Genomic DNA, 12,727 nt, shown 5'->3' on the forward strand with positions numbered 1-12,727 from the left:
GCTAAGTTTAGGAAGTTTAGGCTCGCGCGCATGTTTTCGCGGCGCATGGAACTGCGGCCGCTATGCCCGCGGAGTGCGGCATGGCCCTCCTTCCCCCTCCCTAAAAGGGAGGGGTTGGGGTGGGTGCGCGCGTCTGCGCGCTACTGAAAGCGCTATGTACCCTGTCGAGAGCGAGTCCCGCCGCCTGACGGCGGCGGACCCACCCCCGGCCCCTCCCTTGCAGGGAGGGGAGCACATGAGACGAATGCGACTGTCCCGCGCTTGCCGTGCCTGCCTGATCCATGAAGTTTAGGAAGTTTAGGGTGACTCGCGTGCGATCGCGAGCGGGTGTGGTGTCCTGCAGGGTCAAAGAGCGGCATCCGACTGACGGAGGATGCGATTCGAACAAATAAGGAACGACGCCGCCAGCGACAAGGCCCGGCGGGCTGGTCTGCCTGCTCTCCGAAATGCACGAGGCCTAGGCACGAAGCTTCGAAAGCAAGGCACGGGAAGCGCGCTATCGGGGCCGCGCCTATTGCTCCTGCAACCGGCAGGAGAAATTGGATGGCATATCGCGTGCAAGGTCTGGACCCGCGGCAATTCACCCATCTGTACGGCTTGTCCGACGCCGGGCTTGCCGCATTCGGCGCGCAGCGTTTTGTTGTCGACGCCAAGCCCGGCTTCCCCGATCGCATCGAACTGCGCGATCTGGAGATCGGCGAGACCGCAATTCTGCTAAACTACGAGCACCAGCCCGCCGACACGCCCTATCGCGCCCGGCATGCGATCTTCGTCCGCGAGGGCGCGCAACAGGCGCTGGACGTGACCGATACGCTGCCCGAAGTCCTCCGCATCCGGCCGATTTCGCTGCGGGCGTTCGATGCGGCGGGGACCATGCGCGATGCCGATCTGGCGGAGGGGGACGCGCTCGAAGCATGCATCCTGCGCCTTCTGGCTGATCCGGCGGTGGCCTATCTCCACGCGCATTATGCCAGGCGCGGGTGCTATGCGGGAAGGATTATCCGGGGCTGAGGGGGGGAGTAGAAATATTATTCCCGGATTTACTCTTGTAGGTTTCTGCCGATTGATGCGGTGATCGCAGTGGCTTGAACAGCGTTGCAGTATTATTGTTCCGCCGGACTAAGCAGAGCCGACCCTGATTAGTGAGAGTGTGGTATGGGTAAAATCATATGTTCCAGAGAAAGTTGAAGTGGATCGAAGTGGTAATCGATTTTAATGTAGTTAGGGAGGGGGCTTCCGCGCTGCACATACTTGCATTAATTTGGAGGTAATGGAATTATGAAGTGCCAAAAGGGGGAGATGCACTGGTATGGCTGCGAGAAATCGTGACGGCGCACTTACGGTAGACGAAAAGCGTATCGTAAAGGCGCTGCTTGCGAGGGGATGGAGGAACCAGGATATTCAGGCGCTCGTGAACGTCGGTCGTAGTGCGACGATTAATAGCGCGCGTATTACTGAGGTAAAAAATGACGGAGAAATTGCGCCTGCCGCCGATGATGAGGTCGAATTTTTCCAGATTAAGAAGAAATCATATGATCAGAAAACGGGTCTGAATCTCTTCGAAAATGAGCGGCTCATTCGCGCCCGAGAGGCTGTGATACTAGCTGTTCAGATTTTTAATAGCCCTTCCATGTATTTCAAGACCGAAGTATTCACGATGCTCGCCAATGTGGCATGGACTTATTTAATGCATGAGCATTATGAGCGAAAGGGGGTAAAAATCGTAGGAAAGGATGGTCGATCCCTCTTATTGGGTCAAATAATTGATCGACATGACTGCCCATTATCGAAAGGCGTTAGGGATAATTTGCGAGCAATTAAAATGCTAAGAGATGATGTTGAGCATAAATTGCTTGGTAGGGCGGATTCAAAATGGTTAGGCTTGTTTCAAGCGTGCTGCCTTAATTTTGATAAGGCCATATGTGATCTTTTCGGAGAAAGGCTTACGCTGTCGCACGAATTGTCATTTGCTCTACAATTTTCAAAGATGAACTTCGATCAGGCTGCCATAACAAACAGGTATGAAATACCTGAGAAGATTGATGCCATAGATGCGCGGCTGCGCGAGGGGATGTCCGAAGCGCAGCTCTCGGATCTAGAATTTCAATTTAGAGTAGTATATACGCTTGACGCAGTCACAAAAGCACGTGCCCACTTTCAATTTGTTCAGCCAAATTCCGCTGAGGGTAAGGATATACGCAACGTATTGGTCCAGCATAAACTCGCAGACCACCTCTATCCTCATAAGCCGGGTGATGTTGTGAAGCGGGTTGCCGCTGCAACTAATTTAGAATTCACGCAATTTAATCATACCCAGGCCTGGCGGAAATTTGGAGTGCGTCCCCGCAAAGGTGCGGCTCAACCTGAAAACACAAATCGCGATTTTTGTATATATCACGCTGCGCATGGTGATTACAAGTTCTCTGATCAATGGATTCAGAGGTTGGTTGATGTTTGTAGTGACGCGCAGCAATTTGATGAACTTAGATCATTCAAGCTATAGGCATTGTTGCGTGGAGAGCCCATAGGCGCCTTCATTTCAAGTTTTTGCCGACGTGTAATTGTATAAAGTTGCCGTTCGCGCGAATGGCTACATCAATTAGCTTGTCGAATTCAAAAATTAAGGCTGAGCCTTCATCGATTTTCGGCTTTCGCCGGAATGACGTTTTGCGGAGAGGGGCGGGGGCGTGCGGCTTCTTCCCCACGCCCCGGCAGCGCCCGCACCTATTGCAACAACCGCTTCACCCAGCGCTTCGCCTGTATCCTGAGGCTGTACCGCTCGATATCCACCACGTGCCCGCGCGGCATGCGCGAGATCAGGCTGGCGATCTTCGAGAAGGTCGAGCTACCGGGGAAGACCAGATAGTCGCACTCGGCGAGCAGGTACATGTCGACCAGCGCCTCCACCGCATTGTTCAGCCTGTCCGGGCATTCGGGGTTCTGGTGCATCGAGATGCCGCCCTCCGGGAACCATTTGGGCGTGGTGACGACGCGGGGGTAGCGGGCGCGGATGCGGTCTTCGGCGTCCTTGTTGTCGGTGGCGAGGAAGATCATCGCATCCGGCCGGCGGGCATGGAGCCGGTCGATATGGCGGAGGAAATCCTTGAGCGACGTCTTGCGGTCCATGTAGCGGACATGGACGCCGATCACCTCGCCGCTGAAATGTCCGGCGCGGAAGGCGTCCACCTTTGCGCGGATGTCGTCGGACAGGACGATATGGTTCTGCAGCACGCGGGCGATCACCTGATCGTCGCTTAGCCGCGCCCAGTCGGCCCAGGCGCCCCGGAAGTGCGGGCGTAGCAGCTTGATGTGCTGGGTATAGCTCCAGAACATCGCATAGCGCTCGGGATGGTCGAGCCGGGTGAGGTCGACCGAGAATTTGCGCCCGGCGGTGATCGCGCGATGATCGTCATTGCCCAGTTCGGTGACCATGTCGTTCGCCGACCTGTCGAGATGGCCGATCCAGATAGGTGGCGTGACGGAGGTTTCGGTCAGGTCGGGCAGGGCGTCGCGGCTGCCGGGGCAGGCGAACAGCGCGTGGAACACGTTGCTGCCGTCGTTGGAATAGGTGAAATCGGACCAGTCGGGCACGAACACGCGGCCGCTGAGCTGGGCATAGAGCCAGGCTGTGGTCGCGGCCAGCATCCGGTTGCCGAGCCCCGCCTTGCCCTTGGTGCACAGATATTTGTCGGGTGAAGCTGCGGTCATTACCATATCCCGGTAAGCGATTCGGTTACTCTCTTCGCGGGGTTGGCGGCGCTTGGCAAGCCGGGTTGGGCATTGCTTCCGGGCGCGGAGGCGCTAAGCGCTTCGGCCATGATCAAGCACGCCCTTTCCGTCACGCGCGACGGCGATTTCGCGCAATGGTATCAGACCGTCATCAGCGAAGCTGACATGGCCGAGGATTCGGGCGTGCGCGGCTGCATGGTCATCCGGCCATGGGGCTATGGCATCTGGGAACGTATCCAGCGCCTGCTCGACGATCGCATCAAAGCGACGGGGCACGAGAATTGCTATTTCCCGCTGTTCATCCCGCTTTCCTATTTCGAGAAGGAAGCGGAGCATGTCGACGGCTTCGCCAAGGAAATGGCGGTGGTGACGCACCACCGGCTGGTGCAGAAGGACGGGCGGCTGGTGCCCGATCCCGAAGCCAAGCTGGAAGAGCCTTTGGTCGTGCGGCCGACCTCCGAGACGGTGATCGGCGCGGCGATGTCGCGCTGGGTGCAGAGCTGGCGCGACCTGCCGGTGCTGATCAACCAGTGGGCGAATGTCGTCCGCTGGGAAATGCGCACCCGCATGTTCCTGCGTACCGCCGAATTCCTGTGGCAGGAAGGGCATACCGCCCACGCCACGGTGGACGAGGCGCAGGAAGAAACGCTGAAGATGCTCGAAGTCTATCGCAGCTTTGCCGAGGAATGCCTGGGCATGCCGGTGGTGGCGGGCGAGAAGCCGGAGAATGAGCGCTTTCCCGGCGCGGTCTCGACCTTCTCGATCGAGGCGATGATGCAGGACGGCAAGGCACTGCAGGCCGGCACCTCGCACTTCCTGGGCACCACCTTCTCCTCGGCGCAGGACATCAAGTTCCAGAATAGCGAGGGCCAGTTCGAGCTGGCGCAGACTACGAGCTGGGGTGTCTCCACCCGCATGATTGGCGGGCTGATCATGGTGCACGGCGATGACGACGGGCTGCGCGTGCCGCCGCGCGTGGCGCCGTGGCAGATCGTGATCGTGCCGATGCTGCGCGACCAGCCCGAGGATGCGGCGCTGATCGACTATTGCAAGGCGCTGCAGGCCGAGCTGGCGGCGCAGAGCGCGTTCGGCGAGCCGGTGCGCGCGCTGCTCGACCTCAAGGCGGCCAAGGCGGCGACCAAGCGCTGGGGCTGGGTGAAGAAGGGCGCGCCGATCGTGATCGAGGTCGGCGGGCGCGACATGGCGGGCGGCAATGTCTCGGTGATCCGCCGCGACCGGCTGTACCGCGAGGACGGCAAGCTCGACAGCGCGGTAGTGGCGCGTGACGGGTTCGTGGGCGAGGCGGCGGCGATGCTGGGCGACATCCAGCAGGCATTGTTCGACCAGGCCAAGGCGAAGCTGGACGCGAACATCGTCCGCGGCGTGACCGACTTTGCCGCGCTGGCGGCGCATTTCGACGAGGCCGCGAAATTCCCCGGCTGGGTGGAGGTCGAGTGGGCGAAGCCGACCGGCGCCGAACTGGAAGCGGTGGTCGAGCGGCTGAAGGCGCTGAAGCTTACGTTCCGCAACGTGCCGATGGATGCGGCGCCGGCGACGGGGACGTGCCTCTTCACCGGCAAGCCGGCGGTGGAGCGGATCCTGGTCGCGCGGGCCTATTGAGGACCAATCCTACCCGGCACGGGGAGGCTTAAGCAGCGTTGCTTACCCCTCCCTGAAAGGGAGGGGATAAAGGGGCGGGTGCGCGCGTCTGCGCGCCTCTAAAGACTCCATTCCTGGCCGAACCCGAGCCCCCCGCCTCACGGCGGCGGACCCACCCCCGGCCCCTCCCTGCGCGCAGGGAGGGGAGTAAAAGAGCCAAGTCGGATAGTCGCCGCGAGCGGGAGGACTAGTTCCTTGACCTTGCGCCGGTCGCCTGTAAGCACCCTCCTCCCGAGGGGGACGGGCCGATGCGGGTGGTGCTGGCGACGCTGGGGACGCTGGGGGACGTCCATCCCTTCATTGCGCTGGCGCTGGGATTGCAGGCGCGCGGGCATGTGCTGGTGTTCGCCGGGGCAGATGCGGTGCGGCCGATTGCCGAGCGCCACGGCATCGAATTCCACCCCATCCGCCCGACCACCGAACAACTGTTCGCCGACACCGGCATGGACGAAGTCGCCATGGCCAGGGCGGTGGCGCGCGATCTGGGCTTCGTGATCGACCGCATCGTGCTGCCTTATGCGGAGGCGACGCTGGCGGACCTCCAGCCGGTGGTGGCGGGGGCGGACCTGGTGCTTTGCAGCACCTTTTCGATCCTTGCCCGCATTGCGGCGCAGGCAGCGGGCGTGCGGGTCGCCTCGGTCCTGCTCCAGCCGATCGCCGTGTTGTCGGCCGAAGACCCGCCGGTTCTGCCACAGGGCGCGCGGACGCTGGTGACGCTGCGGCGCTGGTTCGGCGCCGGCGCGGTACGGCCCTTGCTGCGGCTCGCCGAAAAGAGCCATGCGCGACGCCTGAAGCCGTTCGCCGCGATCCGCGCCGCTACCGGCGCGCCGCCCTTTGCGGGTAACGAGATGATCGCCGGGCCGCTGGCGGTCGAGCGGGCGATCGGGCTGTGGTCGCCCGTCTTTTCGCCGCCGCCACCCGATGCGCCGGCCAGCTTCGTCCAGACCGGCTTCGTCTTTTATGACGGCGGCTTTGCCGGGCAGGGGCTGTCGCCCGAACTGGCCGCCTTCCTGGAGGCGGGTCCGCCGCCTCTGGTGTTCACGCTGGGCAGCATGGCGATCTATGCCGAGGACGGCTTCTACGCCGCCAGCGCGGCGGCGGCACGGCGGCTGGGGATGCGCGCCGTTCTGCTGGTCGGCGACGATCTGCTGGCGGCGCAGCGGGCGCTGGCGGCAGAGGATGTGCTGGTCGCCGGCTATGCCCCGCATTCGCAGCTGTTCCCGCGCGCGGCGGCGGTGATCGGTCATGGCGGCATCGGTACCACTGCGCAGGCGATCCTGGCAGGCGTGCCGCAGCTTGTCTGCCCGATATTCGGCGACCAGTTCGACAATGCCGCGCGCATCGAACGCGCCGGTCTGGGACTGGGGCTGCCCAAGCGTCGCTATAGCCCGGCGCGCGCGGCCGAAGCGATCGGCCGGCTGCTCGGTGATCCGGCAATGGCCGTGCGTTGCCGGGCGGCGGCGGAGACGCTGCGGGCGGAGGATGGCGTGGCGCAGGCGCTCGACGCGCTGGGGATGTAGCCGCCCCCGCTCAATGCGGCAGCAGCGAATCCAGTTCGGCGGCCACGGCCTCGCGGCGGGCGGCGGCGGTCAGGGCGAGGGCGCCTTCGTCCCAGTTGATCGCAGCATCGCCCATCGCGATCGTTGCGTCGGCCACGACGTGCAGGTTGAGCTTGCGGCGGTCCTTCGACTGGCGATCGGCGATCTTGGCCTCGATGTCTTCCACCAGATCGGGGTGGACGCGGATCTGCAGTTCGGTGCCGCGCGCCACCTGGGCCAGTACCCGCCCGATCGCATCGTCGATCGCGGCGCCGGGAGAGGTGGCGATGGCGCGCCCGGCGATCAGATCGGCAGCGGCGAGCGCGACTTCGGCCGCCTCGCTCGTCACCCGTTCGGATACCTCGGTGAATTGCGCGTCGATGATTTCGATGCCCGCGTGCAGCGCATCAACGGCGTTCAGCAGCGCAACCTCGCGCTCGGCCCGCGCCTGGGCGAGGCCGGCTTCGAAGCCTTCGGCGCGCGCGCGGGCGACGGCATCGCCCTGATCGGCCTTCAGCGCCGCCAGCTCGGCCTTCAGCGCTGCCAGCTCGATCAGCAGATCGTCGTCGACCTTGGTCGGCCCCGATACCGGGGGTGCCGCGAAGATGCGGTCGAAGGCGAAACGCTCGACATGGACACTCATGCGATCCGGCTCCTCAAATGATCATCGCGTCGTCGGCCTTGGGGTCGACCAGCAGGATTTCGCCGCGATCGGCCAGATCCTTGGCGAGGCGGACAAGCGAGGACTGGGCCTCTTCGCAATCGCGCGCACGCACCGGCCCCATCGCCGCCATGTCGTCGCGCATCAGCTTGGCCGCGCGTTCGGTCATCGAGCTGAAGAACATGTTCTTCAGCTGCTCCGGTGCGCCCTTCAGCGCCAGCGCCATCTCGCGCTTGTCGGCGCTGCGGACGATCGCGGCGATCGCCGGCGGCAGCAGATTGGCGAGATCCTCGAAGGTGAACATCAGCGCGCGGATGCGTTCGGCGCTTTCCGGCGCCTTGGCGTCGAGCGCGGTAAGCATCGCTTCCTCGGTCGAGCGGTCGAGCGAGTTGAACAGCTCGGCCATCGCCTCGTGCGGATCGCGGCGCTGCGAACGCGACAGATTGGTCATGAACTCGGTCTTCAGCGTCTGTTCGACCTGATTGATGACTTCCTTCTGCACCGTTTCCATCCGCAGCATGCGCATGATGACGTCGACCGCAAACTCGCGCGGCAGTTCGGAAAGGACGCGCGCGGCATGATCCGGCCGCAGCTTCGACAGGATAACTGCCACGGTCTGCGGATATTCCTGCTTCAGCGCGCCGGCGAGCACGGTTTCGGACACGTTGGACAGCTTGTCCCACATCGTCCGGCCGGAGGGACCACGAATGTCCTCCATGATCTCGCGCACCTTGTCGTTCGGCAGGATGCCGGCGAGCAGGCGTTCGGTGGTTTCATAGCTGCCGTGCAGCGATGCCATGCTGGCAACTTCGCTGGTGAACTGCACGAGCAGATGCTCGACGACGGCGCTGGGGATGCGGCCCAGGCTGGCGATGGTCGAGGAAAGCTCCTTGATCTCATCGGTCGACATCTGGTCCCAGATCGGCGCGCCATGCTCGCGGCCCAGCGCCAGCATCAGCGCCGCCGCCCGCTGGGCGCCGGAATAACGTTTCAGTTCTGGGGGTTCCCCCGTCAGCGTTGCGGTCGATGCCATGCTTTTCCCTGCGCAAAAAAGGCACGCGTACGCGCACGAAGCGGCGCACACCCCTCTATTATAGGATTGTTAGGGGAAAGGACGCGCGCGGATGTCGGTGAATTTAACGGCCAACCTGATCGGACTAAGTGTCCTGACCGGGCAGAACAGCTTCCTGTCCGTTCAACCGGTGACGGTGGAAAGCCAGGCGGTGCGCGCCGCCAAAGCCCAGTTCACGCTGACACCGACGACCCCGCCCTGGAAGGATCCCAACGCCGCCAACGCCAGCGACACCCAGCTGTCGTCGATCCTGGCGGCGAAGACGGTGGTGAACCCGACGGACGCCTTCAACAGCACGGGCGTGCTGTTGCCGGACGACGTCCAGACGACTTTCACCACCTACAAGGCGCTCGACAAGTTACGGGTGCTGGCCGAACAGGCGACCAGCACCACCTCGTCCGACGCGCAGCGCGCGCAGTTGCAAAAGGCGTTTTCGCAAGGACTGGCGGACATCCAGAAATATCTGGTCACTGCGCCGTCCGACCAGGTGAACCTGGCGTTCGGCAAGCCCAGCTCGACTGCCACGTCCTCGACGCTCGCTTCGTCGAGCCTCTATTCGGTCAGCGGCAAGTCGCTGGTGACGAAGCGGTCTGATCCGCTGCCCGGCCTGACCGGCAACGAGCAATTCTCGATCACGCTCACGCGCCCCGGCCTGACCCAGAAATATACCGTCGACCTGTCGACCGGGCCGCAGCCGCCGACGATGGATTCGGTCGCCAATGCCTTCAATGCCCAGATCAGCTCGCAGCTTGTCTACAAGGCCGACGGCACGCCGCAGCTCGATTCCAAGGGCAATCCGGTGTCGCGCTGGTCGTCGCGCTTCGTGCCCGAATACAAGAATGGCAAATGGGATCTGAAGCTCGACGCACCGGACTCGCTGGAGCAGGTGTCGCTCGATCAGGTCAATTCGGGGGACGCGCTGGTCGTCGCCACCGGCCAGACCGCGCTCGATGCACCCACGGCGACGCAGGTGTTCCGCCTGAACGATCCCGCCGGCGCCGATACCAAGGTGGCGATGGGGACGATTCAGGCGCTGGATCGCGACAAGACCGCGCAGAATGTCGCGGCGAACAAGACCACGACGGTCACGACCACCACGGTCGATATGGACGGCAAGGTCCAGACGCAGAAGACGCAGACCAGCAACGTCTATGCCAATACCGATGCGGCGGCGGTCGTTACCGACAGCCAAGGCTATAGCTATGTCGTCGGCACCACCAAGGGCGATCTGGGCGCCAATCGTTCGGATGGCGACAACGGCCTGTTCCTCACCAAGATGGATGGCGCCGGCAAGGTCGTGTGGCAGCGCAGCCTGGGCGCCCCTGGCTCTTCGAGCGGCGCGGCGGTGTCGATCGCGCCCGATGGCGGCGTGGTCGTGGCCGGCACCGTCACGGGCAGCTATAACGGCGTGACCAGCGATGGCGACATGGTCGTCGCCAAATATGCCACCAATGGCGACGAGCAATTCTCCACCGTGGTGCGTTCCACCGGGCTCGACGTCGCCAAGTCGGTTGCAGTCGGGGCGGACGGATCGGTGTTCGTCGGAGGCCTCACCTCGCACAGCCTGATCACCACCAATAATGGCGATGCCTTCATCGCCCGGCTCGATCCTACGGGCAAGCTGGCCGAGCGCCGCACGATCAGTTCCCCCGGCACCGATGCCGTCAACGGGCTCGCCGTCGACAAGGATGGTAACGTCCTGGCGCTTGTGACCAAAGGTGGCGATGCGCAGGTAATGAAGATGCAGGGATCGTCGCTGGCGACCGACGTTGCCAGCATCGATCTGGGCAATGCCGATGCGCGCGCGATCGCCGTGGGGGCGGACGGCACCATTGCGGTGGGCGGCGCCACCAGCGCGGCGCTGAACGGCAATCAGGTGAACAGCACCAGCGGTGGGCGCGACGGGTTCGTCACGCGCGTCGCCAGCGATCTTTCCAGCGCCAGCACCACCTATATCGGTACCAGCGCCGACGATCAGGTCGACAGCGTCGCCTTTCTGGGCAGCGACCTTTATGCCGGCGGCCGGACGACGGGCGATCTGGGCGCCACCCGGCGCGGCCCGACCGACGGCTTCGTCACACGGATCAACAGTTCGGACGGGACGATCGCACACACGCAGCAGTTCGGCCAGGCGCTGCTCCGCACGGAGCCGGTGCGCATCGCCGCCGACAAGGGCGGCAACAATGCGATTGCCGCACTCGGCTTCGGCCGCGGCATGATCAATCCGCCGGTGTCGGACAAGCTGACGACCCAGACGACGCTGCGGCCCGACGACTATTTTTCGATCAAGGCCGATGACGGCGCGGTTCGCAGGGTAACGATTGCTGCGGGCGACACGCTGAAGACGCTCGCCGACCGCATCCAGGGGATGATCGGCGCATCCAAGGGCACTGTTACCGCCACGGCCATGGACGGTCAGCAGACGCTGCGCATCACGATGAAGGCGGGCCATTCGCTCGATCTTATCGCGGGCAATGGCGATCAGGATGCGCTCGCCAAGCTGGGTATCGATCCGCAGCGCATCACCGTGGCCACGCCAGTTTCCAGCTCGGCGCCGACGGTGCGGCCCGGCGGCAATTACGGCATGGATCTGAGTGACTCGCTGAGTATCGCCAACCTCGACAATGCCAAGGTCGCGCTGGGCAAGATCAAGGATGCGTTGTCGATGACGCAGACCGCCTATCGCTCGCTATATTGGGACGACACCAAGGCGTTGATGGTCGATGGCGCCAAGAACACGGGCACCGGCAAGGGTACCCCGTATCAGCAGTCGCAGCTTGCCAATTATCAGGCCGCGCTCAACCGCCTTTCCAGCCCCGCTTCTCCGCTGATCGGATTTTGAGCCATGTCGCAAATGCCCCCCATCTTTGCCGCGATCGAAACCCGGATGAAGAACCTGTCGCAGCGCCAGCAGGTGATTGCGCAGAACATCGCGAACAGTGAAACCGCCGGCTACAAGTCGCGCGATGTGTCCGAGCCGAGCTTTGCCGGGCTGCTCGATGGTGCCGGCAGCGGCGTGGTGCGGCCGACGGTGGAACTGACGCCGGGCATGAAGCGGCTGGGCGCAATCCAGCCGATCAGTGCGGGCGTGGTGCTCGACAAGGACGTGTCCGAAACCAAGCCCGACGGCAACAATGTCACGCTGGAAGACCAGTTGCTGAAAATGGGCAAGGTCCAGGCGGACTTCAACGCGATGACCAACCTGTACCGCAAGCAACTGGTGATGCTGAAGACCGCGCTGGGCAAGGCGAACGGGTAACAATCCACCTCTTGTCCCCCTCCCGGTAAGGGCAGGGCAATTGCATGTGGCGAATGGAGATTCACCCTCACATGTTCCCCTCCCTGCTTGCAGGGGGGAGCAAGAGAACAAAGTGCGTGCGCCTCCCGCACCACATCGCCTGCAAAAGAAAAGGGGCGCACCGGCCAGGCCGGGCGCCCCTTTTTTCGTCTCCGGATGCCGGAAAGACGGGCTTAGGCGAGCGCCGTCTTCGCCTTCGGCGCGCGACGACGGCGCAGTGCGCCACCGGCGAGCGCGACGCCGCCCAGCATCATGCCCCAGGTTGCCGGTTCCGGCACTGCAGCAAAGTCGATCGTACCGCTGAACGACGACTGCGCCGACGACGGGTTCTGGACCTTCAGCATCAGATCATAGGTGCCCGCGGCCGCGACCTTGAACACATTGTCGGCCTTCTTCACGATGGTGAAGGGCGAGCCGTTGAACGACGCTTCGAGGAACTTCACCTGCGCCGAGGTGAAGGTGAGCGTGAGCGTGCCGGCCGAAGCCAGCGCGATTTCGAAAATGTCGGACTCGGTGGTCTTCCGCGCGACGAACTTCGCGATCGTGCCGGTCGTGCCGTCAAACGTGCAGACGCCCGGGGTGGTGTCGCAGGTGAACGTGGTTGCAGCCTGAGCCGAACCAGCGATGCCGGCCAGGCCGGTTGCAAGCGCGCCCGCCGCGACGAGTAGCTTCAAAGACTTCATAATACGCCTCCCTCTTACAGCAGCAGCGGACACGCCGCATCCAACGCGCCGCTGCCGAATCCGCTTTTGCACGCAGGTTAATAGCAT

At 63.3% G+C, this 12,727-nt stretch carries 10 protein-coding genes; 6 read left to right on the forward strand and 4 right to left on the reverse strand.

Going from position 1 to position 12,727, the window contains the following annotated elements; genetic code table 11:
* Positions 1 to 543: 543 nt before the first annotated feature.
* Positions 544 to 1,011, forward strand: a complete 468-nt coding sequence (locus ACT53M_RS11375; protein WP_476233466.1) for a DUF1203 domain-containing protein — start codon at positions 544 to 546, stop codon at positions 1,009 to 1,011.
* A 400-nt stretch (positions 1,012 to 1,411) separates the two neighbouring features.
* Positions 1,412 to 2,503, forward strand: a complete 1,092-nt coding sequence (locus ACT53M_RS11380; protein WP_476233467.1) for a DUF3644 domain-containing protein — start codon at positions 1,412 to 1,414, stop codon at positions 2,501 to 2,503.
* Positions 2,504 to 2,724: 221 nt separating this feature from the next.
* Here the strand turns inward: ACT53M_RS11380 and ACT53M_RS11385 are convergent, their stop codons facing one another.
* The gene (locus ACT53M_RS11385; protein ID WP_476233468.1) at positions 2,725 to 3,708 is read right to left on the reverse strand and encodes a nodulation protein NodZ; all 984 of its coding nucleotides are present in this window, start codon (positions 3,706 to 3,708) and stop codon (positions 2,725 to 2,727) included.
* Between the two features lie 108 nt (positions 3,709 to 3,816).
* On the opposite strand from ACT53M_RS11385, the gene ACT53M_RS11390 reads away from it, so the two are divergent.
* Both ACT53M_RS11390 and ACT53M_RS11395 read left to right on the forward strand, forming a co-directional pair.
* Positions 3,817 to 5,349, forward strand: coding sequence for an aminoacyl--tRNA ligase-related protein (locus ACT53M_RS11390; RefSeq protein WP_476233470.1), 1,533 nt, complete (start codon positions 3,817 to 3,819; stop codon positions 5,347 to 5,349).
* A gap of 287 nt (positions 5,350 to 5,636) precedes the next feature.
* Positions 5,637 to 6,908 carry a glycosyltransferase gene (locus tag ACT53M_RS11395; protein ID WP_476233472.1) on the forward strand — a complete coding sequence of 424 codons (1,272 nt, stop codon included), beginning with the start codon at positions 5,637 to 5,639 and terminating at the stop codon, positions 6,906 to 6,908.
* Positions 6,909 to 6,918: 10 nt separating this feature from the next.
* Here ACT53M_RS11395 and ACT53M_RS11400 read toward each other — a convergent pair whose 3' ends face one another.
* Positions 6,919 to 7,569, reverse strand: coding sequence for a FliH/SctL family protein (locus ACT53M_RS11400; protein WP_476228921.1), 651 nt, complete (start codon positions 7,567 to 7,569; stop codon positions 6,919 to 6,921).
* Positions 7,570 to 7,582: 13 nt separating this feature from the next.
* Positions 7,583 to 8,620: a flagellar motor switch protein FliG gene (locus tag ACT53M_RS11405; protein WP_476228922.1), complete on the reverse strand. Its 1,038-nt coding sequence runs from the start codon at positions 8,618 to 8,620 to the stop codon at positions 7,583 to 7,585.
* Positions 8,621 to 8,711: 91 nt separating this feature from the next.
* Between ACT53M_RS11405 and ACT53M_RS11410 the strand changes: the two genes are divergently transcribed.
* Entirely contained in the window at positions 8,712 to 11,501 is a 2,790-nt protein-coding gene (locus ACT53M_RS11410) for an NHL repeat-containing protein (RefSeq protein ID WP_476233473.1), read from the forward strand.
* A gap of 3 nt (positions 11,502 to 11,504) precedes the next feature.
* Positions 11,505 to 11,918 (forward strand): flagellar basal body protein, encoded by a 414-nt coding sequence (locus ACT53M_RS11415; RefSeq protein WP_476233475.1) that lies wholly within the window; start codon positions 11,505 to 11,507, stop codon positions 11,916 to 11,918.
* 212 nt (positions 11,919 to 12,130) lie between these two features.
* On the opposite strand, the gene ACT53M_RS11420 is transcribed toward ACT53M_RS11415, so the two are convergent.
* Complete coding sequence (locus tag ACT53M_RS11420) at positions 12,131 to 12,640, reverse strand: FxDxF family PEP-CTERM protein (protein WP_476233476.1); 510 nt, start codon at positions 12,638 to 12,640, stop codon at positions 12,131 to 12,133.
* Positions 12,641 to 12,727 lie beyond the last annotated feature (87 nt).

Source organism: Sphingomonas sp. DMC6 (genome assembly GCF_056314225.1).

Coding starts and splice junctions, on each gene's coding strand:
- ACT53M_RS11400 (WP_476228921.1), bottom strand. CDS start 7,569: ATGAGTGTCCATGTCGAGCGTTTCGCCTTCGACCGCATCTTCGCGGCA.
- ACT53M_RS11395 (WP_476233472.1), top strand. CDS start 5,637: ATGCGGGTGGTGCTGGCGACGCTGGGGACGCTGGGGGACGTCCATCCC.
- ACT53M_RS11385 (WP_476233468.1), bottom strand. CDS start 3,708: ATGACCGCAGCTTCACCCGACAAATATCTGTGCACCAAGGGCAAGGCG.
- ACT53M_RS11415 (WP_476233475.1), top strand. CDS start 11,505: ATGTCGCAAATGCCCCCCATCTTTGCCGCGATCGAAACCCGGATGAAG.
- ACT53M_RS11405 (WP_476228922.1), bottom strand. CDS start 8,620: ATGGCATCGACCGCAACGCTGACGGGGGAACCCCCAGAACTGAAACGT.
- ACT53M_RS11390 (WP_476233470.1), top strand. CDS start 3,817: ATGATCAAGCACGCCCTTTCCGTCACGCGCGACGGCGATTTCGCGCAA.
- ACT53M_RS11375 (WP_476233466.1), top strand. CDS start 544: ATGGCATATCGCGTGCAAGGTCTGGACCCGCGGCAATTCACCCATCTG.
- ACT53M_RS11410 (WP_476233473.1), top strand. CDS start 8,712: ATGTCGGTGAATTTAACGGCCAACCTGATCGGACTAAGTGTCCTGACC.
- ACT53M_RS11420 (WP_476233476.1), bottom strand. CDS start 12,640: ATGAAGTCTTTGAAGCTACTCGTCGCGGCGGGCGCGCTTGCAACCGGC.